19 protein-coding genes are annotated in these 25,944 nt (G+C 45.6%); 15 read left to right on the plus strand and 4 right to left on the minus strand.

Annotated elements, in window-relative coordinates; all coding sequences use genetic code 11:
- The first annotated feature begins 58 nt into the window (after window positions 1-58).
- Complete coding sequence (locus DW033_RS18610) at window positions 59-1,231, plus strand: ATP-binding protein (protein WP_005859561.1); 1,173 nt, start codon at window positions 59-61, stop codon at window positions 1,229-1,231.
- A gap of 72 nt (window positions 1,232-1,303) precedes the next feature.
- On the opposite strand, the gene DW033_RS18615 is transcribed toward DW033_RS18610, so the two are convergent.
- From DW033_RS18615 to DW033_RS18625, 3 genes are all read right to left on the minus strand, one after another.
- Window positions 1,304-2,464, minus strand: coding sequence for a DUF4221 domain-containing protein (locus DW033_RS18615; protein WP_122383019.1), 1,161 nt, complete (start codon window positions 2,462-2,464; stop codon window positions 1,304-1,306).
- 30 nt (window positions 2,465-2,494) lie between these two features.
- Complete coding sequence (locus DW033_RS18620; protein WP_009275353.1) at window positions 2,495-3,757, minus strand: DUF4933 domain-containing protein; 1,263 nt, start codon at window positions 3,755-3,757, stop codon at window positions 2,495-2,497.
- Window positions 3,758-3,886: 129 nt separating this feature from the next.
- Complete coding sequence (locus DW033_RS18625; protein WP_005859559.1) at window positions 3,887-4,828, minus strand: DMT family transporter; 942 nt, start codon at window positions 4,826-4,828, stop codon at window positions 3,887-3,889.
- 99 nt (window positions 4,829-4,927) lie between these two features.
- Between DW033_RS18625 and DW033_RS18630 the strand changes: the two genes are divergently transcribed.
- The 9 genes from DW033_RS18630 to DW033_RS18670 all read left to right on the plus strand — a co-directional run bounded on the left by DW033_RS18630 (window position 4,928) and on the right by DW033_RS18670 (window position 16,692).
- Complete coding sequence (locus DW033_RS18630; protein ID WP_005859557.1) at window positions 4,928-5,230, plus strand: PAAR domain-containing protein; 303 nt, start codon at window positions 4,928-4,930, stop codon at window positions 5,228-5,230.
- Between the two features lie 82 nt (window positions 5,231-5,312).
- Window positions 5,313-6,365 carry a tryptophan--tRNA ligase gene (gene trpS / locus DW033_RS18635; protein WP_005859555.1) on the plus strand — a complete coding sequence of 351 codons (1,053 nt, stop codon included), beginning with the start codon at window positions 5,313-5,315 and terminating at the stop codon, window positions 6,363-6,365.
- 149 nt (window positions 6,366-6,514) lie between these two features.
- Window positions 6,515-7,027 carry an RNA polymerase sigma-70 factor gene (locus DW033_RS18640; protein WP_122383020.1) on the plus strand — a complete coding sequence of 171 codons (513 nt, stop codon included), beginning with the start codon at window positions 6,515-6,517 and terminating at the stop codon, window positions 7,025-7,027.
- Window positions 7,028-7,115: 88 nt separating this feature from the next.
- On the plus strand, window positions 7,116-7,925 hold the full coding sequence (locus DW033_RS18645) for an outer membrane beta-barrel protein (protein WP_122246229.1): 810 nt from the start codon (window positions 7,116-7,118) through the stop codon (window positions 7,923-7,925).
- A 201-nt stretch (window positions 7,926-8,126) separates the two neighbouring features.
- Window positions 8,127-8,969: a FecR family protein gene (locus DW033_RS18650; RefSeq protein ID WP_122383021.1), complete on the plus strand. Its 843-nt coding sequence runs from the start codon at window positions 8,127-8,129 to the stop codon at window positions 8,967-8,969.
- 13 nt (window positions 8,970-8,982) lie between these two features.
- The gene (locus DW033_RS18655; protein WP_122383022.1) at window positions 8,983-11,646 is read left to right on the plus strand and encodes a TonB-dependent receptor; all 2,664 of its coding nucleotides are present in this window, start codon (window positions 8,983-8,985) and stop codon (window positions 11,644-11,646) included.
- 3 nt (window positions 11,647-11,649) lie between these two features.
- A complete protein-coding gene (locus DW033_RS18660) occupies window positions 11,650-12,672 on the plus strand; it encodes a DUF4249 domain-containing protein (protein WP_121961549.1) in 1,023 nt (340 codons plus the stop codon).
- 140 nt (window positions 12,673-12,812) lie between these two features.
- The gene (locus DW033_RS18665) at window positions 12,813-15,572 is read left to right on the plus strand and encodes a TonB-dependent receptor (protein WP_121961548.1); all 2,760 of its coding nucleotides are present in this window, start codon (window positions 12,813-12,815) and stop codon (window positions 15,570-15,572) included.
- A 4-nt stretch (window positions 15,573-15,576) separates the two neighbouring features.
- Window positions 15,577-16,692 carry a DUF4249 domain-containing protein gene (locus DW033_RS18670; RefSeq protein ID WP_005867500.1) on the plus strand — a complete coding sequence of 372 codons (1,116 nt, stop codon included), beginning with the start codon at window positions 15,577-15,579 and terminating at the stop codon, window positions 16,690-16,692.
- Here DW033_RS18670 and DW033_RS18675 read toward each other — a convergent pair.
- Window positions 16,645-17,463: a hypothetical protein gene (locus DW033_RS18675; protein ID WP_022192503.1), complete on the minus strand. Its 819-nt coding sequence runs from the start codon at window positions 17,461-17,463 to the stop codon at window positions 16,645-16,647. The two genes, DW033_RS18670 and DW033_RS18675, sit on opposite strands and share 48 nt — an antisense overlap.
- A gap of 101 nt (window positions 17,464-17,564) precedes the next feature.
- Between DW033_RS18675 and DW033_RS18680 the strand changes: the two genes are divergently transcribed.
- The 5 genes from DW033_RS18680 (at window position 17,565) to DW033_RS18700 (ending at window position 25,942) form a co-directional block, all read left to right on the plus strand.
- Entirely contained in the window at window positions 17,565-18,116 is a 552-nt protein-coding gene (locus DW033_RS18680; protein ID WP_008772825.1) for an RNA polymerase sigma factor, read from the plus strand.
- Window positions 18,103-19,485 (plus strand): porin family protein, encoded by a 1,383-nt coding sequence (locus DW033_RS18685; RefSeq protein WP_057326216.1) that lies wholly within the window; start codon window positions 18,103-18,105, stop codon window positions 19,483-19,485. Before DW033_RS18680 ends, DW033_RS18685 begins: the two co-directional genes overlap by 14 nt.
- Before the next feature lie 20 nt (window positions 19,486-19,505).
- Window positions 19,506-20,768: an LVIVD repeat-containing protein gene (locus DW033_RS18690; RefSeq protein WP_048927226.1), complete on the plus strand. Its 1,263-nt coding sequence runs from the start codon at window positions 19,506-19,508 to the stop codon at window positions 20,766-20,768.
- Window positions 20,769-21,052: 284 nt separating this feature from the next.
- A complete protein-coding gene (locus DW033_RS18695) occupies window positions 21,053-24,322 on the plus strand; it encodes a TonB-dependent receptor (protein WP_057326214.1) in 3,270 nt (1,089 codons plus the stop codon).
- A gap of 12 nt (window positions 24,323-24,334) precedes the next feature.
- A complete protein-coding gene (locus DW033_RS18700; RefSeq protein ID WP_048927122.1) occupies window positions 24,335-25,942 on the plus strand; it encodes a RagB/SusD family nutrient uptake outer membrane protein in 1,608 nt (535 codons plus the stop codon).
- Window positions 25,943-25,944 lie beyond the last annotated feature (2 nt).

Raw genomic sequence — 25,944 nt, forward strand, 5'->3', positions numbered from 1 at the left:
GAAAATTGCACATCGCATCGTGCAATTTTGTATATTTGTCCTTTAAACATGAATCAATATGGAGACCTTATTTCGTTCCTTTAGAACTCAATTAGAGCATACTTCGACAGAAGTCGTGCGTTTTCTTCACGATCAGATCGCATGGGATAGCCGATTGGTTGCGATTTTAGGTGCTCGTGGTGTTGGGAAGACTACCCTATTGTTGCAGCATATCAAATTGTATGATCGTGAGGATGAGTCTTTGTATGTTACGGCAGATGATTTCTATTTTACCAAGTATCGGTTATTCGACATGGCTTATCAATTTTATAATCTGGGTGGGAAAAAACTTTATATTGACGAGATTCATAAATACAAGGATTGGTCTAGGGAGGTGAAGAATATATACGATCAAATTCCTGGTCTTCAAGTTATCTATACAGGTTCGTCTATTCTTGATCTGGAGAAAGGTGGTGCGGATTTAAGTCGCAGGAAGGTAGAGTATAGATTACCCGGACTTTCTTTTCGGGAATATTTGAATATATCGCAGGGGTGGCAGCTTCCATCGTATTCGTTGGAAGAGATTCTTGCTGGGAAGGTTGAGTTCCCTTATAAGGAAGCTCGTCCACTCAAATTATTTAATGATTATTTATCGACAGGTTATTATCCATTTTTTCAAGATACGGAATATCTCTTGCGTCTGCGTAGCGTGATTAACCAAATGGTGGAATCTGATATTCCGATTTTTGCGGATATGACGGTGGCTTCTGCCGTAAAGTTGAAGAAATTATTATATGTATTAGCTCAAAGTGTCCCTTTCAAACCAAATTATACGAAGTTGGCGAGAGATTTGGATATCAGCCGGAATGTGTTGCCCGACTACATGAGTTATTTGGAGAAGGCAGGTCTGGTTAATTTACTGCGAGAAAAAGCGCAGGGCTTGAAATTATTGGAGAAAGTAGAGAAGATCTATCTGAATAATACGAATCTGGCTTATGCGTTGTCGGAGCAGGTACCGGATATCGGTTCCGTGCGTGAGACGGTTTTTCTATCTTGGATGCGAGTCGTATGCTTCGTTACTTCTTCTGCGATTTCAGACTTTGAGATAGATGGCCGAACCTTTGAGATTGGGGGAAAGAATAAGACGCGGCAACAGATCAAGCAAGCGGCGGATGGGTATGTGGTGAAAGATGACATAGAGTATGCTTTCCGCAATATGATTCCTTTATGGATGTTTGGCTTTATCTATTGAATATCTATTAGGAAATCCACTGGAATAAGGCTTGTCTGTGCTTGCTGTAATATGCTGATATACAGTATTTGTTTATCTCCGGTCGTATCGAGAAACTAGATCGAAACGAATAAAACTTAATATATCGTCGTTGAAATCGGGGTTCATGAAATGGCTGTTACATATGTAAAGGCCATCGGGTAAAACTAATAATTGTCTTGAATTGTACGTGTAATTAGGGAAAAGAGTCTCTCCTAGCTTGTTTAACTCTTTGTCAAGGATTATGATTGAAAAGGTCTTTCGTCCATATTCTATAAGTTCCATAGCTTTAACCCCTTTCTCGATCGTAGTGGATGGATAAGCGATCCGATAAAAAACCTCTCGGTAAGGATCGTATATCAAGTCTCCATACATCGCGTTTTGACAGAAATCGATCGCTTGGGCGGTTAGCTCGTCTGGCAATTGCACTTGGTCGATATACTCGCTTTTCACGGATACCTTGCGGATGGAGTCGTGTGCGATATTCGCCACATAGACAGATTCATCGTAAATGAAAGAATATACAAATCGCTGTCCATCAAAAGAACGGCTATAGCTACCCTCTAGCCCGTATCGTTTCAATTTGACCGAAGAGCCGGGATAGTCCGGATAAACAAAAGGTAATGCTCTGATCTCCTTCGTGTCGAGATTGATAGTAGCGGAGACATAATCTTTCTCTATCAAACGGTTGGGATCTGAATAGATATATAGATCCCTCCCCATCAGGGTGGCGGTTCTGAAACTTAGGAAACTACTGTTGTAAAGTCTTGTGCCATCATTTGCTTCCTCATAATTTATTTTTTCTAGTATTTGGCAATCCTTATTGATGCGTATGATCTCTGGTTCAAATAAGCTGGTGAGATATAGGCTGTCCCAATCCTGTATATAGCATCCTAATACACGGCCTACTCCATTAGAACCCTCGATCTCCGGTTCTATCTTGAACGCTAGTTCTTGACTATCCTTATCATAAAAATAGAATTTATTGCTACGGGACTGCATGGAGTAAGATTGTAACACAATATATTCCTTTCCCTTTTTGTCACGATAGTACGATAAGAAAGGGGTTACGTTTTTTGTCTTATCATCCAAGGTGAAAGCCAAGGTCTGATCGGATCTTACTAATTGATAAGACCTACTTTTCTCTGCTTGCTCACAAGAAGAGAGGATAAAGAGCAAGAGTGATAGGAATAAGAAAAATGGTTGTAGTTTCATTCGTTTATTGTATTATCTGTCACATATCTATCAAGGTCTTGCCACGATCATTACATAATCCCTCTCGAACACTTTAGGATCGTCTAAGAATTTGATCAGGTCTTTTTGGCGGGAGGAGCCTGTGCGTTTAACGGTCTCACGCATTTCGGTGACGGTACGAATCATATAAACACAGTCATCGGTTTGTCCGTCTGGCCAGAACGGAAGTCCATCATCTATATCATTGATAAATCCTCCGGAGCTTTTGGGTAAGGCGTATGTTTTCTTCTCTTTCTTGAGATAGACTACTCGATGGGTGATAACCGGTTTGTAATCGTCCAGCCATCCCAGCCAATTATAGATGGCGGGAGAACCTTTTTGAAAGACTCCCATAAATAGCCCATTCGGATTCTCCAAGAAAGAACGAAGACCGGTCGGTTTATCTTGATTGTCTTTATGAAGCGCATATAAAGGGGTGATCGAGTGGGAACTTGAAAGCTGGTATACCGTATCTCGATAAGGAATCAAGAAATTTATTCGGTCTTGATCCGTATTCCAATAAAAGGTTTGAAACCGGGTGATCGTATCCGGAGAGACGTTAATATCTTTGGCATCCGCAAGGATGAATTTGCAAAGCGTATCTCCTCGAAGGTTGAATGTCGTTATTCCTTTCGGGATTTTAGAGCCTTCCGCGTAATCACAAAGCATATATCCCGAGGAGGAGAAGCCTACTATTTGACTGGCATCCGCATTTATCGAATATTTGGTAGGCAGGTTTTCGGGGAATATATAATTCTGAATGGTCAGCATCGTATCTAATGTGGGTAATTCCCCGATACATGGCCTTATATCGTTGAATGTGGTCGAATCTTTTTTATTGTCTTGGTCGAGGCCGCTCAAGGCGCAGTACATACGGGTTGTTTTCTTGTCGTAAAATAGATTAAGGCCGTTCATCCCATGGTTCCATTTATAATCCAAGGCCTTAAATCCATATCGTTTGCTGGGAATGCCTTGCTTACGATAATAAATGCGTGGGTTATTGAATGTGATGAAAGCGTCGCTATCCGGAATAGCGATCGCTTGTGTTACCGTGTAACGAGCGTCTCCAACATTATAATATTCCAGCTTAGAGGCTATTTGACTCAGTTTCAACATCGCCGGATGGTCCAGCGCCTTTTCTATATCAATGAGGGCCGGAGTCGTCGAACGATTATACTCCGCTTCATATTGGGGAGAGGTGGGTTGATTCCTTTGCTGACAACTATTTAAGAGCAATGCAAGGAACAATAAGCATGTTGAGAACTTGGTGATCATGATTGGATACGTATTGTTTATCGCAAACATATGTAAAATAATTGATTGTAACAAATGATTTTACGAATTTATCATAGATTTGCGATAGCCCCGTAGAATAGTATCTAGAAATGATGCCTGTATATGATTTTATGATTTAGCGTTCTTTTTCTTAAGCGGAAGCCTTGGGAAAAGCTTTCGAAAACGAACTAGGTGGCTTGTTACGTTACTTCCTGCGATAATGAGGGTAACGGCTAGGATGATCAGGATGATTCCGCAACACAATCGTAACGTTAATGATTCACCGAAGACAGTCACTCCGAAGAATACGGCGGTCAACGGTTCCAAGGCTCCGAGGATCGCCGTCGGGGTGGAGCCGATATATTGGACCGCCAGTGTCGTGCAAAGGAAAGAGATAGCGGTTGGGAATATGGCTAGAGCGATCAGGTTACCCCATAAATACCAATCATGGACAATGTGAAGGCTCCTGCCGAAATCTATACGGACTAAAAACAAGGTCATTCCGAAAAGCAAGACATAGAACGTAAGTTTCAACGTAGCGATATTCTTTAATAGCGGACGATTCGCGCCTACGATATAAATAGCATAGGAAAGAGCGGAAGCCATGACCAACAGGACACCGGTTAAACTAAGAGTCGTTCCGTCGCCACTTTTATAAAGTAAGCCGATACCGCCTAATGCCAGCAAGATACAAAAGATGGTTTGTAACGTTAATTTCTCCTTGAAGACAAACGCCATGATCAGCGCCACTAAGATCGGATAGACAAACAGCAAAGTCGAGGCGATGCCTGCTTCCATATAATTATAGCTTTGGAATAACGCTAGGGAAGAGAAGGAAACCAACAGCCCCATGAGGATTAAAGGAACGATCTCGTTGGGTTTCAACTTAAAGTTCCGCCCTCTCGCTTTGATCATGATACCCAATACCGGGATCGCGAATAAATATCTGAAAAACAGGACTGAATCCGGATTCATACCGGCTTTATACAAGGGTAGGGCGAACAAGGGGTTCATTCCATAAGTCGCGGCGGCGATAGCCCCTAGAACATATCCTTTTGCTTTTGCATTCATGATTAAAAATATTAGCGCGCAAAAGTAGTATATTCATGATAAATATTATATATTTGTAGATTATCATTTCAATAAATCGTTAACTAAAAAGTAATAAATATGCCTCCAGCAGCAAGATTGACAGATATGCATACATGTCCTATGCAAACCCCGGCTTGGCCATCACCGATACCCCATGTAGGCGGTCCTATTGTAGGGCCGGGAGCGGCGACTGTTCTAATCGGCAAGCTACCGGCGGCGGTAATGGGAGATAATTGCGTTTGTGTAGGCCCTCCGGATACGATCATTAAAGGATCTTCCACCGTGATGATCTGCGGTAAACCTGCCGCCAGAATGGGAGATACGACAGCTCACGGAGGGCAAATCGTATTGGGATGTCCCACCGTTATAATAGGTGGTTAGGAGGATCTGCGGCATATAATATATGTATATTGTGAGAATATTACTATCTTTGCCGCCACTTGAAAACTAAAAATAACAAGACATGGAAACAGTAGTAAGTGGAATCAGACCAACAGGTAATCTGCATCTAGGCAATTACTTTGGCGCGGTAAAGAGTTTCTTGCGGATGCAAGATGAGTATAATTGCTTCTTCTTTATCGCTGATTGGCATTCGTTGACTACTCACCCGCATCCTGACAATATACGAAATAGCGTAAAGACGATCCTCTCGGAATATCTGGCTTGTGGTATCGATCCGGAAAAAGCTACCATTTATATTCAGAGCGATGTGCCGGAGGTGGTAGAGTTGTATCTATATTTGAATATGAACGCCGGTATCGGCGAGTTGATGCGTACGGCTTCCTTTAAGGATAAGGCCCGTCAGCAGTTGCATATCAGCCGGGAAGGATGTGAAGGCGATGTAGAGAAAGAGATTTTTAATGAAGGTAATAAACATAGCGTAAGCGCTGGTTTGTTGACTTACCCGACCTTGATGGCCGCCGATATTATTATCCATAAGGCGTTGAAGGTTCCTGTAGGTAAGGATCAAGAGCAGAATATGGAAATGGCTCGTCGTTTCGCCCGCCGTTTCAATTCTACCTATGGAGTAGATTTCTTCCCGGAACCTGCGTCGTTCCATTTGGGCAATAAGTCCGTGAAAGTACCGGGCTTGGATGGCTCCGGTAAGATGGGCAAGAGTGAGGGTAACGCGATCTACTTGATCGATGATGAGAAAACAATCAAGAAGAAGGTTATGAAAGCGGTTTCCGATGCGGGACCAACCGAGCCGAATAGCGTGAAGCCCGAGCCGATCGCCAATTTATTCACGATGATGGAAATTGTCTCCGAGAAAGAGACCTATGATTTCTTTAATGAGAAATACAACAATTGCGAGATCCGTTACGGCGATATGAAAAAGCAGTTGGCCGAGGATATCAATAAGTTCTGCGCTCCGATCCGTGAGCGTATCTTGGATATGGCCGCCAATACGGAATATCTGGATAAGGTAGCCCGTATGGGTGCGGAGAAAGCTCGTGAGAGCGCTTCTAAGACTTTAAATGAGGTACGCCAGATTATCGGTTTCCGTCCATATTGATACTTATTAATTAAAAATAAGAAAAAGCGTTTAGGGATAAGTCCTTAAACGCTTTCTTTTTATTAAAACCATTATAAAGAACCTGAAAAGCGATTTGTTAAAAAGAAAAGGTTGTTACTTTGCGGTGAATAGTTACAGATAACAAACGTATGGCTGCTATTACCACCCAAGAATTTGAACATCATTTCAAGAGTTTATATAAGCCCTTGTGTTTGTTTGCGCTTCGTTATACCGATCAGGTGGACGATGCCGAGGATATCGTGCAACAGGCCTTCGCGGATGTATGGGATAAGAACCGGGCTGGTAATGTGATCGGGAATCTCAAGGCTTATTTATATCAAGCGGTGAGGAACCGTTCTCTTTCATTTACCTCACAACCCGTAAACGCTGAGGCCACCGAGCAGTTACCCGACGTAGAAGATACCTCGGAAGAGGAAGACATCCTGCAATCGGAGCGTGACGCCCGCCTGTGGGACGCTATCGATCGGTTACCTCCCGAACGGAAGAAGATTTTCTTGTTATCCAAACGGGATGGCTTGAAATACCAAGAGATCGCGGAGGAATTGAATTTATCGGTAAAAACGGTTGAGAACCAGATGAGCAAGGCATTGAAAGCTTTGCGAGAGACCGCTATCCGTGTTTATATGTTCTTTTTCGGATAAATTTTATAGAAAGGAATGGGGGTTTTTCATATTTCTCTGTCTTAGAGATAAAGGTTACTTGTTTATTTCATTAAAGCATGGAGAGTGTATGAGGAAGTTGGTGGTATTTGTGATGTTGATGACGTGCGTGATCTCGGCCCAAGCGCAATGGAAAGTGACGCCGGAAGCCGGTATGAACGTGACAAAGTATAAGGGAGATGTCGCTAAGGTAGGCTTTAAGGCTGGGGCTGCGGTCTCTTATACATTCGGATCGGGCTGGTTCTCGCTTCAATCCGGTTTGTATTATGTGCGACGGGGGAAGGGGCTGTCTTCTTATAGTGAGATTTATGGAACTAGTGAGAGTCCATATGGGGGACGGGAAGGTACGAGTATATTTCTCTATCCCGTTTCCAGTGATTATTTGAATCTGTGGGGATACGGTTATGGTAATGGTTACGGCTTTACGGGCTTCTATTATGATACCTATGGAATTAAGGATTTTGATGTAGAAGGTATAAGGCATCGCAGTCAGAAGGAGCATCGTGAATATATCCAATTACCGATCTTGGCTCGTTTCGATTGGCAGGTAAGTAAGGATGTTCGGTTACATTTGGCGGTCGGTCCCTATTTGGCGGTTGGCTTGGGAGGAAAAGTGACGTATGAGGAAAGTGATTATTCTTTAAAAGGAAAGCTGCCCTATAATAAGGAAATATCATATAACCCGTTTAATCCCGGCCAAGGATATGCGGTAGCGCCTCGTTTTGACTGGGGAGCTACCATAGAGGCTGGTATAGAGGTGAAACGGGTCGCTTTTAAGGTTGGCTATGATCTTGGTGTAGATAAGCAATACAAGGGATATGCTTATAACATAGGCCTGAACTATCATACGGCTAGTTTTACCTTGGGATACACATTTTAAAGAGAAAATAGGATGAAAGCGATGGTTTGTATAAAGTGGGTATTTATATTCGCGGTGTTGATGATGATTTTCTCATCTTGCGTATCGTCTAGGATCTCGCCCAGTATGAGTGTGGGAGTTCCATTGAAGAAGGGGCAGGCCCCAAATGTCGGATTCCAGTGGTATGAGACTGGAAGGACTTATTAAATAAAAGGAATAGTAATGAATAACGAGCATGGCAATAAATTAGAACAACGCATCCGTTTCGTAGCGAAGCGCTATCGGGAAGGAAGCCTTGACCCGGATAAGGCATGGCAGAAGTTCGCTTCTGAGCATGCGATTAGCCGGAAGGTCTCGTTTCGCCGGTATTGGATCGGGGCGGCCGCTGTCGTGTTAGTGCTCGTAGGTCTGGGGACATGGTTTACGGTAGAGAGAAACGCCCCGGATTGGGTTGCGATTACTACCGCCCCCGGACAAATGAAAGATGTTTACCTTCCGGATAGTACCTTGGTCGCTTTGGCCGGCGATTCATGGATCCGGTATGACGCGAAGAGATATGATAAAGAGAGGCGTGCCGTGGAGATGAATGGAAAGGCCTTTTTCCAAGTGACGAGGAACGAGGCACGCCCTTTCTCAGTGAAAACGAGCCAAACGGAAGTTACGGTGCTGGGAACAAGTTTCCAGATAGATGAGAAGCCTACCGTTACGGAAGTCAATGTAGTTACCGGCAAGGTATGTTTTACCGCCGGGGAGGAAAAGGAGAATGTGATACTTACCGCTGGAATGTCGGCTCAGTATTCTATGGAGAACAAGGAGATAACGGTAGTGACGGAAGAAGACGTGAACAAGTTGGCTTGGAGGACAGGGCAACTTCGTTTTATGGAGACACCGCTGGATAAGGTGATTGAGGACTTGAGTGATTATTATCAAGTCAAGATTGCGAACCAGACAAAGAATGAGGGAGCGAGATTGACCGCTACTTTTAATAATCTGCCTTTGGAGGATGTATTGCAGGTTGTTAACCAGACATTGGACGCTCATTTGGTTTCCACTTCGAAGAAATAAAATCAGATCATTTATGAGATCTATTGTTGTATGGCTGATAGGGATTCTTTTGCTTCCCGGTTGGATGGGACATCTATATGCGCAGATGCCCGAACCTACGCCGACGGTTACGTTGGATATGCGGCAGGTTCCCCTGTTGGATATATTGATGGAGCTTGAGAAACAAACCGGATTGTTCTTCTCGTACGAGTCTTCTCTGCTGAAAGAGCTGCCAGAGGTTTCCCTGTCGGTCCGGGATGAATCCTTGTCGTACTGCTTGAAGCGCTTATTTTCCCCATTACCGATTATCTATCGGGTTACGGGGCAATATATCATCTTAAAGCGAAAGCCCCGTCAATATACGATCAGCGGATTCGTCAGGGATTCAGCCTCGTATGAGAGTTTGTTGGGGGCCTCGGTTCTGGTGAAAAGTTCGAGGGGAGGGACGATGTCTAATAATTACGGCTTTTACAGCTTGATACTTCCACCCGGTAAGGTTCGCCTTAGGGCCTCGTATGTGGGCTTTAAGGCGATGGAGATAGAGATCGATTTGCAAAGGGATACGATGATCGACTTCCCGTTGAGGTCATTGGCCTCGTTAGGCGAGGTCGTTATTCGGGGGACCCGGCCTCGCTACGAGATATTGAGTAGCCGTGCGGGGGTGATCGACGTACCTGCCGAGCGGGTGAAGTCGATGCCCGCTTTGCTGGGGGAGGCGGATCTGGTGAAGACCTTACAGCAGTTGCCGGGCGTGGCGGTAGGCACCGAGGGAATGACCGGCTTGTATGTGCGTGGGGGCGGGGCCGATGAGAATTTGTATCTGCTGGATGGAAATCCGGTCTATCATGTGAACCATTTGTTGGGGTTTTTCTCGGCGTTCAACCCGGACGCGATAAAGAATACCCGGTTTTATAAAGGGAGCTTTCCGGCGGAATACGGCGGAAGGCTCTCGTCGGTTGTAGATGTCCGTATGAATGACGGTAACCGGCAGGAGTATCACGGGAATATCTCCGTGGGTTTGCTTTCCGCACGGGCCAATCTGGAGGGGCCGATTGTTAAGGATCGCTCCTCGTTTAATGTCTCGGTACGCCGTACGTGGTTGGATTTGATAACAGGGACGGCTTTGGCGATCGTTAATAAGAACAGTGATACCAAGGAGAGTTTCGGTTATCACTTTTTTGATATAAACGCGAAGGTGAACCATTCTTTCTCGGAACGTAGCCGGGCCTATTTGAGCTTTTATATGGGGCAAGATGCTTTTCGGCAGGGAAGCAAGGAGAAGCATGAGGATTCGGATGATATGTTTCTCTGGCGTTGGGGAAACTTGATCGGCTCCGCAGGGTGGAACTACGTGTTCGGGCAAAAGCTGTTTGGTAATCTAATGGTGGGCTACAGCCGTTTTCGCTCGCATATCCGGCAAGAGGCGAAGGGGTATGAAATCGAAGGAAATAGGGCAGAGCGGCAATCAATTAAGCGGGATAGCCGTTATAAATCGGAGATGGAGGATCTGAGCGTACGGCTGTCAGTGGATTACAGTCCTTCAATGAATCACCGGATACGAATGGGTACGGATTACCTGTATCATAATTTTCGCCCGGAGAATAGCCAGCAACGGTCTTGGGTGAACGATTCGTTAGTAAATCCCGTATATGAGCTTTTGTATGATTATTCCTTGATAAAAGGGCATGAGTTCTCTTTGTTTGCCGAGGATGAGATGCGGGTCACGGATCGCTTGCGGGTGAATGCCGGATTGCGGTATACCTTGTTTCATGTAGAGAATGAGATCTATCATTCTTTTCAGCCTCGTTTGTCGGCACGTTATTTACTTCGTCCGGATCTATCGGCGAAGATATCCTACAGTAAGATGAACCAATATGTCCACTTATTATCGAATACCTATGTGAACCAACCTACGGATATTTGGGTCCCGGTGACGGAGCAAGTCCCTCCGATGAGTTCTCTCCAGATTACTGCCGGGCTTTATTATAATCTGAAACGGATGTATGATTTCTCGATCGAGGGGTATTATAAACGGTTGAATAACTTGATTGATTATAAGGATCATTGGCCGGTTGAGACACATTTCTCCGGTTGGGAAGACCGGGTCGGTTTGGGAAAGGGTAAGACCTATGGTGTGGAGTTTATGGCGCAAAAGACAAATGGGAAGACAACCGGATGGATCGGGTATACGCTCTCTTGGTCGGATCGGTGGTTTCCGGATGGTTCCGTGAATAAGGGGCGTCATTTCCCGTTTCGCTTCGACAACCGGCATAAGGTGAATGTGGTCGTTTCTCGTAAGTTATCCCGGAAGGTGGAGTTAACGGGAGCTTGGGTGTTCGCCTCAGGAAACCATATTAGCTTGCCGGAGTATAAATATCTGTCTCCGATTTATCAGAAAGAGAACGGGTATGCCGGAGTAGATTCATACAGACCGATGAATTCAGGTTTGAGCGCTCGTAATAATTATCAATTGTCTCCTTATCACCGTTTGGATCTGGGCGTGAATTTTTATCGATATAAAAAGAAGGGTCGGATGGGGATTTGGAACATAAGTATATACAATACGTATTTGAAACCGAATCCCTTCATGACGGAGGTTATGGTAAACCAGGATATAAATCAGCGATATCATGTAGTGCTACAGGAGACGATTTTGTTCTATTGCATGCCCTCGGTTTCTTATACTTATAAATTCTAGCTTATGAGAAGATATTTACCTTACCTGTTCGTGTTAGGATTATTGATGGTCTCTTGCGTTCGGGATGTGGAGATTGATTTGGAGGATCTGCCGGATCGGATTGTACTGAACGCATCGGTATGTCCCGGAAAGGAGGTGTGTGCTCATCTCTCGAAAACATGGTTTATCATGGATAGCGTTCCCGATTTTGAGCTATCCGACGCAAAAGTCCGTGTCTATGTCAATGATGAGTTTCAAGGTCTTATGCGCAATGATGACCTGCCGGAAGATTCTATACATTCACGGGGGCAATATGTTCTGCCCGGTTGTTTCGTGAGACAGAGGGATTGTTTGCGTATAGAGGCCGAGGCCGATGGGTATGAGCCGGTATCCGGGGAAACTCGTATCCCCGGTCGGGCACGGATTTATGAGGTGGATACCTTATCCTATCGATCTTCTGCCTACAATGCCGAATATCTGCGTTTCTCTGTTAAAATCGGGGTTGAGACGGATTCCTATTATCGTTTAATCGTGGAGCAGATCTTGGACTTCCGGAAGGGGGATAGTACCCGTACCGTAACCTCTTTCCGTAGCTTAGGAGGATATAGTTGGTATTATTCTGGTTTTAGCGTGGATTATGAGGATCCTGTTTTCCAGTCTTTTGGAGGTAGTCCTATCACGAGCCAGATGGATGGGCGTTACTGTATGGGTGTATTTAGAGGGGAGGATCTGGTTAATACGAATGCTATTAAGGTTTCTGTTTTTCCTGTTGAATACTCGTATGAGAGTGATACCCTTTCTATGGACGTTCATTACGATGTGCGCCTGTTGTCTATCTCCGAGGATTATTATCGATATATGAAGATTATGAGGGGCTACTCTATCACGATCGGCGATGCGAATTTCGGGGCGTTGATAGAGCCTGCCGATACGTATTCGAATGTGGAGAACGGCTTTGGGATTGTCGCCGGATATCAAGAGGATAAATTGCGTATCACGATGCCGAGAGACACGGTGCCTCCTTATTGGAATCCTTGGGATGGATAAGCCCATCCCGCGTTGACGACCTGTGCTTGCCGGTTCATACATCATGAAGCGGTAAGTTCACGAGGTATGAAAAAAAGGCTTTTCCTTGATAGGGGTATTTCCGGGAGATCCTGTCTTATCAATGAACTCAATAAAGTAGAATGATGACAGAGTGGATGAATAAATGGCTTATGGCCATTTTTTGCTGGATGATTTTTATGCCTGTTCCAGACCTCTTGGCCCAATCAGCCAAGACGAAGGATGATCCCCGGATTACGTTGCGTATGAAGGAGGTTTCGTTGCCGGAGGTCTTGTCAGAGATCGAAAGACAGGCGGGCGTGACCTTCTCGTATGAGTCTTCTTTGTTGAAAGAGCTTCCGAAGATCAGTTTCCAAGTGAAAGATGAGGCATTGACGGATTGTTTGACCCGCTTGTTCGAGTCGTATCCGATCGTGTATAAGGTGAGTGGAAAGATCGTGATTCTGAAGCGTAGACAGAGACAGGTAACGATCAGCGGCTTCGTGAGGGACCAAGCGTCCTCGGAGTCTCTGATCGGAGCCTCTGTTTATGAGGTCGCCAGCCGGAAAGGCTCGGCTACGAATAGCTATGGTTTTTTCAGTTTGACGCTTCCGCCGGGGAATATCCGCTTGCATGCTTCTTACATTGGTTATGAGAGCTGTTCCTTTAATTTCACGGAATTGGATAGGGATACCATATTAAATATTGAGTTGCGTCCGAACGCCCGTCTGGAGGAAGTGGTAGTTACGGCCTCGGAGCGGGATCGTTTGTCTGTAAATAACACCTTGATGGGAACGATGGAGTTTAGCCAGAAGACGATCAAGGCGACACCGACCCTGTTTGGTGAGTCCGATATCGTGAAGACCTTGCAACTGACTCCGGGTGTAGCCAGTGGGACAGAGGGACTGGCCGGTTTATATGTTCGTGGCGGCGACCAAGATGGAAATTTGTTTTTGATAGACGGTAATCCGGTTTACCAGATCAATCATGTCGGCGGGCTATTCTCCGCTTTCAATCCGGAGGCGATCCGTAATCTGGACTTTTTCAAGGCGGGTTTCCCTGCGAGATATGGCGGGCGACTCTCGTCTGTGGTAGATGTCCATACCAAAGAGGGCAATATGAAAGAGTACCATGGTAGCGCTACGATCGGGCTGATCTCCGGTAATCTGAGCTTGGAAGGACCTATCATCAAGGATCGCACGGCTTTTCAGATAGCGCTTAGACGCTCGTGGCTAGATGTATTCTCTGCCCCGACGATAGCGATCGTAAACAGGGTCATAAAAAAGAACGGGAGCCGGATCAACCTTCGTTACGCTTTTCACGATTTGAATTTAAAGCTTAATCATCGTTTCAGCGATCGCAGCCGGATGTTTTTCAGCTTATATAACGGGAATGATGTATTAAAAGGAGGGGGAACGGATTTCTCAACAGAAGAAGAGCAAGTCCCTTATACGGATGGTACCCATTCATCGCTGCGTTGGGGTAATTTGATGGGAACCTTGGGCTGGACTTATGTCTTCAATAACCGTTTGTTCGGACGGGTTTCCGGGGTCTTTTCACGGTATCGCTCGAATGTACGGAGTTCAAAAGAATATAATTATGGTGTGGAAGGAGAAGATAATTATCTCTCTTCTTCATCGGAAACGAGTAGTTCTACCTCTATCTTGGATATGGGCGTCCGTTCCTCTTTTGATTACACGCCTTCTACGTCGCATGTGATTCGTTTTGGAGGGGATTTCTTGATGCACCGTTTCCGCCCGGAGTATAATGAGGTGAAAGCAGCCGGTTCCGGTATGCTGGAGTTTTCGAATATAGGGAAAATATATACGAATGATCTGCTATGGGCCCGTGAGGCGGCTGTCTTCGGAGAGGATGATTGGAATGTCTTACCTAGCTTGCGTTTGAATGCGGGGCTTCGGTTTAGCCTGTTCAATGTGGAGCGGAAGGCTTATACCTTATTGGAGCCTCGCGCTTCCTTGAGATGGTTGCTACGTGACGATCTTAGCTTCAAAGCCTCATACGCCCGTATGGGGCAATATATCCATTTATTGGGCAACAGTTATATAAATTTGCCGACGGATGCGTGGATGCCTGTTACCCGTAAGTTGAAACCTTTAATCAGCGATCAAGTCTCCGCTGGTTTCTATTATAATCTGATGCGTTCTTATAGTTTCTCGGTGGAGGGGTATTATAAATGGATGAAGAACCTGTTGGATTATAAAGACGGCTATTCCTTCTTGCCCGGTACGGCGGCTTGGGAGGAAAAAATGGCGGTCGGCAAGGGACGTTCGTATGGCGTGGAGTTCTTGGCTCGCAAGGAAAGCGGACGTACGACCGGTTGGATAGGATATACACTTTCATGGTCGGATCGGCGTTTCGATGAGATCGATAACGGGCGACGCTTTCCGGCACGTTACGATAACCGGCATAAGCTGAATATCGTGGTTTCGCATAAACTGTCGGATAAGGTGGAACTGACAGCCGCTTGGACGTATACTTCCGGCAATCGAATGACCTTGTCGTTGGAGAGTTATGAGCAAGCTGGTACGCTTACTATTTCCAACCAATACAAGATGAATAACTGGTGGGAACCATCCGGGGAAGTGGTGGATTTGTATACACGTCGTAATAATTACCAGATGCCGGCTTATCATCGTCTGGATTTGGGACTTAATATTTACCGTCCGAAGAAGAAGGGACGAATGGGCATCTGGAATATCAGTATTTATAATGTATATAGCCGGATGAATCCGTTTATGGTCTATAAAAGTGATAACTGGGAACGAACGAATAACTTAGTCCCGGGTTCTTCTTCTCCCTATAGCGGTAAAACAAAACCTTGTTTTAAGTTGATAGGTATTATGCCTATCATACCTTCCATATCATATACTTATAAATTCTAGGAAGATGAAACAGATAAAGAGTATCCTAATAAATACGATTTGTATAGTAAGCCTGTTTGGTTTGATGTCTTGCATCAAGGAGATCGATCTTGAATCCTTACGGCCGGATCCTACCTTGGTAGTGAACTGTGTCGCTATAACCGGCGAACCCTTAACCGTAAGTGTCTCCCGTACTTGGTTTTTCACGGATGATCATCCGAACGTGACTTTGGATAAAGCCGAGGTGAATTTATTCGTGAATGGCGTTTTTAAAGAGCGTATGAGCTTTCAGGAGGGGGATGAGGCATTTAACACGAAAGGTTATTTCAAGTCTGATTTTATACCGGTGAAAGGGGATCGTATCCGTGTGGAAGCTTCTTATCCGGAATATGGGGTGGCAAGCGCTGAGACGGTCATGCCAGCGCCTGCTCAGGTCTTGAAAGCGGGGGTAACCTATGCTACGGTAGCTGGCTCTTTTGGTTCTGCTCGCCAGAATGCGATTTATCAGGTAACGCTCAAAGATAACCCTGCCGAGGAGAATTATTATTTACTCCGTATGGAAGAGGGCATTCCTGTTTTTGATGGAATAGCTAAGGAATATACAGGAGAATATAAATGGTTCTCGGTGAGTCCAAACTATGCGACTGAACCTGTTTTTGGCCAATCGTTGACGGCCTTGGATCAAATCTTTGGCAATGACTGGATGTATGGGTATGATGGGAAGGTCTTTTCTGATGAGTTAATAAACGGGCAAGAATATACCTTGCACTTAACGGATGAGTATTATTATGAACCTTATTATGGATCATATCCGCTAAAAGTAGTCCCGGATTCGATAGGGATAGAAGATCTAAATGAGGAAGATTTTCTTCCGATTCCTCCCAAGCACCTACGGGTACACCTATATGCTATCTCAGCGGAATACTATCGATATCTGAAAGTTTTGCAAGATAAAGACACGGATTCAGTTTCGAACCTTTTGATCGATGGCGGTCTGGCCGAACCGATCCGTGTATTTAGCAATATAGACGGTGGTGTCGGTATCCTAGGCAGTTGCCATGTAGGAATGTTTGAGACGGAAATAGCGTCTTCCTCACATTCCAATCTTGAAGCGGCCCGATTTGAAGACGGGATAGACTAGGAACTGTGGTTCCATCTTCCGTCGTACCGGGTTGTATTCATAGTTGATACCGGCTCCCATCCAGAAATTATCAGTAACCTTGAACTCCATTGAGCCGCCCACTTGGGTATGGTAGAGAAAAGGGTTGCTGAGCATATGGGGGTTGTTGTACTCGTCGGCGTAATAAGCGTATTGTCCCCAGCCTTTCAGTTTCAACCAGTCAGTAGGTTGATATTCCACTTGTACGTTTGCGCCCGCTGTTATTCCGGGACTAGGGTTGAAGGGACTAAAGAAACGACCACCGAATCCTCCGCCATAAAGACTCCAATTGCCGCTGTGCCAAGAAATACCCCCGTTCATGATCGTCATGCCTCCGACTCCCGGCCATGTATATTGAACACCGTTAGCGATAAGATCGAAGCTCTCGTTTAGCCGTTTCATATAAGTCTCATTGAAATCCAACGCCATTGGCGATACCTCCCGAAGCATCGGGGTATATACGTTAAAGAACGGCTGATAGGCGGCGGAAGATATCTGCATATCCATCGGACGCTCTTGTAGGGACGTATGGGGAATATCGGGCGTGAACTCCCGCAATTTAATATCGATATCCCGTGTCCCCGCAGGGGTAAATGTCTTATAAGAGGCTTTCGGGATGTTCAACTCATACGTCTTGTTTTTAGGCAGGACGATGATTTTACCTTCTTTATTTAAAATAAACGAAAAGTCAGACTGTGCATGGATTCCAACGACACATATCCATGCCATGAATATAAATAATCCTCGTCTCATACACTCTCCTCCTATTTTTGATGTGAAGGTAACTTTTTTTTGAATAAGATGCAACTTTTAGGATACCTATTTCATCCATATAATAGAGAGCATAAGTACTTATGGATGAACAACTGTTAATCGATGGATGTATGCGAGGCGAATCATGGGCTCGTAAGGAATTGTACGAGCAATATGCTCCTGCTATGATGAGTGTTTGCATGCGTTACGTGGGTGACAGGGAGACGGCCCGTGATCTTCTGCAGGACGGGTTCGTGAAGATATTTACGAAGATCCGGTCGTATTCCGGCTCCGGGGCTTTCGGGGGATGGATACGGCGGATCTTTGTCACTACGGCTCTTGAATATCTCCGGTCTTCAGAGAACACGAGGCTAAGTGTAGGTCTGGACGGCTATGACGACAGTTTGGAAGATATCAACTATTCCGTATTGGACCGTTTATCGGCGGACGACTTGTTGGCTTGCGTGGCCCAATTGCCGCCGGGATATCGTACGGTCTTCAACTTATATGCGATAGAGGGATATACGCATAGCGAGATCGCCGAGATGCTGCATGTACAGGAGGCGACTTCCCGCTCCCAGTTTATCCGGGCGAGGAACGCTTTGCAAAAGAGTGTACAATCTTTAATAAGGCATGAAAATGCGGGACGATAAGGATCATAACGAACGGCTGGATGATTTCAGCGGCTATATGCGGCAGCGCTTGGAAGAGCACCGGTTGCCGGTAGATGCCGGCTGCTGGGATGAGGTGGAGGCCCGGATGAACCGGAGAGCGAGATCACGGGGTTGGTTGTGGACGGGAGGCTTGGCCGCCGCCGCAGTGCTGGCTTTGGTTATTTGGCTGCTACCTTCCCCGGAGAAGATGCCATTGGAGGAATTGAGCCCCTTTCAGAAAGAGATATCGGAGAAAGCGGAGGAAATGAATATTCTTCCGGAGCATCCCGTTTTACCTGTAGAGCCTGTAAAGAAACGTATAGCGAAAGTGCTGAAATGGGAAAAAAAGGCTAAGCTTTCCGCTATTGTCGGGGAAAAGGAAACGATCCGGGAGGATGAGAAGTGTGAGACTATCGAGATTATTGAGAAGGATGCGATTGCGGCTATCGTAGAAGAACCGTCTGCGAAGGAGGATGCGTCTGAGGATTCGACGGACATAGTCGTTAAGCGAGGTGACTCTACGGTTCCTCTACCGGAAGGCGAACGAAGTCCCCGACGAAAAGCCTCTTTGAAAAAGAAAGCCAAGAAGAGTAAACGGAATAAGTGGTTATTGGCCGCCGCCGTTGGCTCTAGTGGTTATGTAGATAGCTTTTTAAATACGGATATGAGTTATGGCGATGTTTCTTCTCCGGGAGATATGAATGTTCCTTCCCAAGATCCTGATCCGAATAAGCCGGATAAAGACGATAATGAGAAGGAGAATGGCAATACGCCTCCCCAAACGGCCTCATTCCGTAATGCCCCGGTATTACGGAGTTCTAAGGTGGATGAGAACTTCTTGGATAATCGTTCGTTCGAATCTTATCCGGACGTTAGCTACTCCCTTCCGATATCTTTTGGTTTTACGGTACGGAAGGATTTGAGCCGGCGTATAGCCGTGGAAAGTGGATTGATGTATACGTATTTATCCACTACATTCAAGAGGGGAGGGGATTGCCCGTCGGAGGTGAAATCGTCTTTGCATTATCTGGGTATTCCTTTGAATCTGGTGGTTTATGTATGGAGGAATCAGCGATGGAATGTCTATCTCTCCGGAGGCTTTATGATGGAGAAGGGTTTGCAGGCCGTGCATAGCGGTTATATCGCCGGAAACGGAACGACTATCTCTAAGAGCAAAAAGGAGGGCATCCACGGTATGCAATGGTCCGTGAATGCCTCGGTCGGTGCCGCTTATCGTTTCTATGGGGATTGGAGTCTCTATTTCGAGCCTCGCTTCTCCCATTATTTCGACTGTGATCAACCGGCTAGTATTCGTACAGACAAGCCGTTGGGATTTGGGTTGAGCGCAGGTATACGATATGCTTTTTAATGATTAAATCTATTATAATTATGCGGAAACTTTTTTATTGGGCGTTTGCCTTTAGCCTTTGCGTCTTAATGGGATGCAAGGATGATGGAGTGAGAATGGAGGTCGTGCGGTATGCTATCAACGAACCGGTATTCATGTCGATCTCCGAGTTTCGGAATTCAGTGAAGGTGACGGATGAGGTGGTGCCAATCACCAAGCGGGGTAAGATCTGTTTCTATAAGGATTACCTGTATATTTCTTCCCCGGATAAGGGCATCCATATCGTGGATAACAGGAATCCGGCATCTCCCCGGATAGCGGGCTTTGTAGAGTTGATCGGTAACGAGGATCTCTCGATCAAGGATGATAAATTGTATGCGGATTCGTATGTGGATCTGGTCTGGTTCGATATCTCCGATCCGGAGAGACCTGAATTGGAAGGTCGTGTGGAGAACGCTTTCCGTTATGCGCTTCCGACCATAGAGAATGGCTATGGGTTCGATTATAATATGTGTTATTCGGAAGAAGCGAGAGCGAAAGGTGTCGTGGTTGGTTGGGAGCCGAAGGAACGGGAGGAAACCATTTACCATTATCCGAGTTATGGCGGTGATCTGATGGCGAACGATGCGGCGCCGGGTACTTCCACGCAGGGCGTGAACGGATCTATGGCTCGTTTTTCTATTTATGGTAAGTACTTATATACGGTAGAACAGAATATCATGTGTGTTTTCGACCTGTCTGGAGACAAGCCTGTCTTGACGACAAACGACATTTGGTTGCAACGTGGTGTCGAGACTCTTTTCAACTATAAAGATAAGATGTTCATGGGAACTCCGACCGGCATGTTGATCTATTCGCTGGAAGATCCGCTAGCGCCTAAGTATCGTTCTTCCGTAAGTCATGTCTTTGGTTGTGATCCGGTTGTCGTGGAGGATGACTTAGCGTATGTGACCGTGCATTCCGGAAATACTTGCGGGCAAAATACCAATGAACTGATGCTCATAGACGTGAGTGATGTAGACCAACCGAACTTGCTGGTTACTTATGGCATGAAATGCCCGAAAGGACTAGGTATCGATAACGGTACTTTATTCCTCTGTGACGAAGGGTTAAAGGTCTTCAACGCGAAAGATCCTATGACCTTGCTGGCTAATCAGCTTGTTCATTATGCAGGTATGGAGGGTTACGATGTAATCCCTTTTAAGAATACCTTGATGATGATCGCCGATGATGGCCTTTACCAATACGATTATTCCAATTTACAGGCGATATCTCAGTTAAGTAAATTGCCAATGGGCGAATAGAGTTTAATATTCCTCTTCGCTATTCGCTTCGCAAGGTGTTTACCGGATTGCGGGATGCCGCCTTATAACTATGCCTGCTTACGGTCAGTAGCGTAACCATCAATACGATACCGCCGGATAGCAGGCTTGTTTCTATGGAGTACGTTCACGAAAATTCGCTACTTTTTATGTGTTATTTATGCGAGAATGTAAATAAAATGAGCTTCCTACTTTGATGTTATAATATTTATTCTGATCTTGCGGATGTTATTGTGTTTGATAAATTAAAATCTAAAACTATTATTATGAATCATTTTAACAATGTGCACGGACTAAAAGGATGCATTCGTTGTTTGACTTTAAAAAACGTGCTTTTAGCTCATTTTTTATTGGCTTTTTCAGTGGCAGGTAGTGTTTCCGCCGAGGTTTTGCCTACATCTTATTTAAATGGCATTGAACAACAATCCCGGAAAGTTGCAGGACGTGTTTTGCAAAGAGTTGATAACGAGCCGGTCATTGGTGCTAATATTGTTGTGACAGGTACAACAATCGGTACAATTACAGATGTGGAGGGACGTTTCTCATTGGACAACTTGCCGGCAAATGCCCGTACGCTTACCGTATCTTTTGTTGGCATGACTTCGCAAACGCTTCCGATCAAATCAGAGATGATGATACTTCTGGAGGATGATTCGGAAACATTGGATGAGGTGATGGTCGTGGCCTATGGTACGGCTAAGAAAAGTACATTTACTGGATCTGCCAGTTTGCTGAAGTCAGAGAAGATAGAGGCTCGTCCTGTTACATCGGCAACTTCAGCTTTGCTAGGATCTACGCCGGGTGTGCAAGTAGCCTCAGCCAGTGGTCAGCCCGGTTCAGATTCGGATATCTATATTCGCGGATTGGGTTCTATTTCTGCGACGAATACCCCTTTGATTATACTTAACGGCATGCCCTACGATCAGAGTATCAGTAGTATCAATCCCAGTGATATAGAGAGTATGTCTGTCTTGAAAGATGCTTCATCTGCGGCTCTGTACGGCGCACGAGGTGGTAATGGTGTTATCCTGATAACCACCAAGACGGGTAGTAAGGATCGTATGTCGGTGAATGTGAAAATCAACCAAGGATTCACGAATCGGCAAAGTCAGGATTATGAACGATTGGGCGTGAATGATTATTTGAAAGTATATTGGGAGAGCGCACGCAACCAGTTGATAAGTGGTGGTGCGTCACCAGAGCAAGCGGGAATGGCAGCCGCTCAAAACTTGATTTCAGGAACGCTGGGCTTCAATCCGTTTAACGTGCCGGACGATCAGGTCGTGGATGCGAACGGTGTGCTTAACCCGAACGCTACGTTCATGTGGGCGGATGATACCGATTGGGAAGACGCTATCCAGCGCACGGGCAGCCGTACGGATATAGGCGTGAGCGTGAGCGGAGGTAATAATAAGTCGGATTATTATCTTTCCGCCGGTTATCTGACGGAAGGTGGTTATATCATCGGATCGAAGTTCGACCGATATACCTTGAATACGAATGTAAACTCGCAGATCACCTCGTTCTTGAAGATTGGCGGTACGCTCTCCGGGAATATCAGCAAGGCGGAAGGGCAGCAGTCGCAAGCTTCGGGAAATAACAACAACCCTTTCCGATTCACTCGCTATATCGGACCGATTTATCCGATCCATGTACACGATCCTCGTACCAAAGAATATGTGCTGGATGCCAATGGCAATAAAGTGTACGACTTCGGTCAGGCCTATACGATCGAGGAGGGTGTGGAAGCGCCTTCGCGTGCGTATATCTCTGGTAATAACCCGGCTATTGAGTTGCAAAATATCAGCAACGGATACAAGCGGAATCAATTGAACGCGAAATTGTATGCAGAGATCCGTTTCTTGAATGATTTTAAGTTTACGGTGAACGGAGCCGTGGGAACAAGCTCTCGTTTAGGGCATTCGGCCAGTATCTATTATCCGGAGAAGACTGAGGTGGGGTCGAGCACGAAGACCGTTTCGTTTGAGACAACTTGGACGTTCAACCAATTGCTCTCCTATACAAAGAATTTCGGCAACCACCATGTCGATGTCTTATTAGGACATGAGAGTTATGATTATGAGTACAATTACCTGAAAGGCTCTATGCAAAACCAGACCATCCATAATGGCAACTTTGAGTTCAGCAATTATTCGGTGCCGGACGAGCAAGACTCTTATACGAATACCTACAAGACGGAGGGATTCCTTGCCCGTGCGAACTATGACTATAACAGCCGTTATTTCCTTTCTGCATCCGTACGCCGTGACGGATCCTCCCGCTTTTATAAGGATTCCCGTTGGGGTACATTCTTCTCGGTAGGAGCTGGTTGGCGTATTGACGAGGAGCGTTTCATGGAAGATCTTGATTTCATCGATTTGCTGAAGTTGCGTGTCGCTTACGGTGAGGTGGGTAATGATGCCATCGGTAGCTACTATGCTTGGCAAGCGGCTTACGAGCAGGCCATGAACGGATTGGAGGCCGGTTATATCCAGCAACGTGTCGTTCGTAATAAGGATTTGCAATGGGAGGTGTCTCGCAATGGCGACGTGGCTTTGGAGTTTGAGTTGTTTAAAAGTCGTTTGTCGGGTAGTATAGAGTATTTCGATCGTCGTTCCAGTAACTTATTGTTCTCGATCCCGCAAGCTCCGGATACGGGTGCTACTAGTGCATATAAAAACGCAGGTACGATGTACAACCGGGGTGTGGAGGTTGATTTGAACGGAAAGGTCATCCAAACAAAGGATTGGACGTGGTCTGTGGGAATTAACGCTACATGGTTGAAAAATCGGATTACCTCTTTGCCGGTAGAACCTTATAACAGCGGAGTACATCGGGTGGAAGAGGGCCATTCGCGCTATGAGTTTTATCTTCGCCAGTGGGCGGGAGTAGACCCTGCTACCGGAAACTCTATCTATGTGCCGGATCCGGAACTGACGGTGGAGTCTGTCGACCTTGTAGAGGTGGATGGAAAAACATATACGACTAACGTGAATGAGGCCATTTATGATTGGGCCGGAGAATCTACACCGAAGGTATCGGGAGGTCTTAATACGAACGTATCTTGGAAGAATCTTTCTTTAAGCCTGTTGTTTAACTTCCAGCTAGGTGGCAAGATGTATGATGTGGGATATTCCGATTTGATGACACAGCCTTCAGGATCCGCATCCTTGACTTCCAACAAGCATGTGGATATCTTGAATCGTTGGCAGAAACCGGGCGATGTTACGAATGTGCCTCGCATCGAGGATTTCGCAGATACGAATATGAATGCGGGAACTTCTACTCGTTGGTTGATCAGCTCGAATATGTTGGAGTTGGCTTCCGCTACTTTGAGCTATGATCTGCCGAAGCAATGGCTGGAGAAGGTTTCCATGCAAGGACTCCGGGTATATGCGTCAGGAGAGAATCTATTCTTACTGACGAAACGAAAAGGTATTTTCCCTCGTTCAAACATATTCTCAGGATATAGTGGTAATGCAGATGTTTATTTGCCTGCGAGAGTATTTACTTTTGGTTTGAATCTTACTTTTTAAATCATGTTTCCTATGAAAAAAATATATATACTAGTGTTGATATCCTTTGCGGTATTATTCAATGGCTGTAAGGAGGATTTTTTGGAGACAACTTCCACACAAACGGTGGATGAACAAGCGGTGTTCAATGATACCCAATCGGCTATGTTGGCTGTAAATGGCTTGCATAAATTGATGTGGACGGGCGATCTGTCTAGTTCTGCTTTTTATGGCGGTTACGATATGTTGATGATTTGGTATGAGGTGATGGGGGATGATTTGGTATATACGTACAGCAATGCGCAGTTCCAAAAGCAGGCTCAATGGTCGAGCCATCGGAATGCGACGATCGGTAGCGCGACCCATTTTTATCGCTTGTTGCAATATTTTATCTCTAACAGTAGTATGATTATCGATAATATCGATGCTGCGGAAGGTTTGGAGAGCGAGAGGAATTATATCAAGGGACAAGCCCATTTTTACCGGGCTTTCGCCTATTTCACGATGGTACAGATGTATGGCGGCCGTTATAAGGCAGAGGGCGATAACACGCAATTGGGTGTGGTAATTCGTAACGATAACTCAACGGAGCCGAGAGCGAGAGCTTCTGTAGAGGAGGTGTATACGCAGATCAATGAGGATATCGACTTGGCGATCCAATTATTGGGTGCTACGGAGGAGAAACGGACAAATAAGTCGCATATTGATTTGCACGTGGCTCGCGGTTTGAAGGCTCGTATCTTATTGACGCAAGGTAAATGGTTGGAAGCGGCTGAAATGGCTAAATTGGTCGTTGACCTATCAGGAGCCAAATTGCAAGATGATACCTATACGACATTGAATGATCGTTTCAGCGATCAATCAAATACAGAATGGTTGTGGGGATCGAATCCTTTGTTGCAGCAAGCTCCGAACTTGACTCACTTCCATGGATATATGTCGAATGAGATCATTTCGTATAATGGCAATACCCCTCGTGCGATTTATAATAAGTTATACGACAAGATCAGTGATACCGATGTGCGTAAAGGAATTTGGTTTCCGAGGGCGACCGATCCCAATACCCTTCCGCGACCGATCCGGGCGGAGTGTAACAGTAAAGCGTATGCTAATTATATGGCCAATAAGTTTATCGTATCGGATCCTACGACGAAAGGTGGCAGGGATGTTCCTTTCATGCGCTTGCCGGAGATGATGTTGATCATGGCGGAGGGATATGCACGTGCTGGGGAGCCAGGCAAAGCGGCTCAGGCTCTTTATCCGCTGGCAAGTCATCGGGATCCGGAGTATACGTTGTCTACGAAAACGGGCGAAAACTTGATCGAAGAGGTGATGACTCAACGTCGCATAGAGCTTTGGGGGGAAGGTTTCCGTTGGTTCGACTTGAAACGTTTGAATATGGATTTGGACCGTGGACCGGCTCCTCGTCCTGAGGTTTTCCCGAATGGTTTGATTGAATATTGGAACAAAGACGCAATGCCTAAAGTGGTGGATCCAGAAGCTTCTAATTACAATATGTATGGAGATGGAACGGTGACGGGTAACGGGAACAGATATCGCCCGGCCGGACATAGGGATTGGCAATGGGCTATTCCTGATAAAGAGACTCAGCTGAATCCGCTTTGCGAACCGAATCCATAAAG

The sequence above is a fragment of the Parabacteroides sp. AF39-10AC genome (assembly GCF_003635405.1).
Classification (GTDB): Bacteria; Bacteroidota; Bacteroidia; order Bacteroidales; family Tannerellaceae; genus Parabacteroides; species Parabacteroides distasonis.

Bases quoted from the DNA above. Each gene is read 5' to 3' on its own strand.
- DW033_RS18685 (WP_057326216.1), top strand. From the start codon at position 18,103: ATGCGGGACGATAAGGATCATAACGAACGGCTGGATGATTTCAGCGGC.
- DW033_RS18620 (WP_009275353.1), bottom strand. From the start codon at position 3,757: ATGATCACCAAGTTCTCAACATGCTTATTGTTCCTTGCATTGCTCTTA.
- DW033_RS18630 (WP_005859557.1), top strand. From the start codon at position 4,928: ATGCCTCCAGCAGCAAGATTGACAGATATGCATACATGTCCTATGCAA.
- DW033_RS18665 (WP_121961548.1), top strand. From the start codon at position 12,813: ATGATGACAGAGTGGATGAATAAATGGCTTATGGCCATTTTTTGCTGG.
- DW033_RS18650 (WP_122383021.1), top strand. From the start codon at position 8,127: ATGAATAACGAGCATGGCAATAAATTAGAACAACGCATCCGTTTCGTA.
- DW033_RS18610 (WP_005859561.1), top strand. From the start codon at position 59: ATGGAGACCTTATTTCGTTCCTTTAGAACTCAATTAGAGCATACTTCG.
- trpS (WP_005859555.1), top strand. From the start codon at position 5,313: ATGGAAACAGTAGTAAGTGGAATCAGACCAACAGGTAATCTGCATCTA.
- DW033_RS18690 (WP_048927226.1), top strand. From the start codon at position 19,506: ATGCGGAAACTTTTTTATTGGGCGTTTGCCTTTAGCCTTTGCGTCTTA.
- DW033_RS18640 (WP_122383020.1), top strand. From the start codon at position 6,515: ATGGCTGCTATTACCACCCAAGAATTTGAACATCATTTCAAGAGTTTA.
- DW033_RS18645 (WP_122246229.1), top strand. From the start codon at position 7,116: ATGAGGAAGTTGGTGGTATTTGTGATGTTGATGACGTGCGTGATCTCG.
- DW033_RS18695 (WP_057326214.1), top strand. From the start codon at position 21,053: ATGAATCATTTTAACAATGTGCACGGACTAAAAGGATGCATTCGTTGT.
- DW033_RS18700 (WP_048927122.1), top strand. From the start codon at position 24,335: ATGAAAAAAATATATATACTAGTGTTGATATCCTTTGCGGTATTATTC.
- DW033_RS18660 (WP_121961549.1), top strand. From the start codon at position 11,650: ATGAGAAGATATTTACCTTACCTGTTCGTGTTAGGATTATTGATGGTC.
- DW033_RS18625 (WP_005859559.1), bottom strand. From the start codon at position 4,828: ATGAATGCAAAAGCAAAAGGATATGTTCTAGGGGCTATCGCCGCCGCG.
- DW033_RS18655 (WP_122383022.1), top strand. From the start codon at position 8,983: ATGAGATCTATTGTTGTATGGCTGATAGGGATTCTTTTGCTTCCCGGT.
- DW033_RS18670 (WP_005867500.1), top strand. From the start codon at position 15,577: ATGAAACAGATAAAGAGTATCCTAATAAATACGATTTGTATAGTAAGC.
- DW033_RS18675 (WP_022192503.1), bottom strand. From the start codon at position 17,463: ATGAGACGAGGATTATTTATATTCATGGCATGGATATGTGTCGTTGGA.
- DW033_RS18680 (WP_008772825.1), top strand. From the start codon at position 17,565: ATGGATGAACAACTGTTAATCGATGGATGTATGCGAGGCGAATCATGG.
- DW033_RS18615 (WP_122383019.1), bottom strand. From the start codon at position 2,464: ATGAAACTACAACCATTTTTCTTATTCCTATCACTCTTGCTCTTTATC.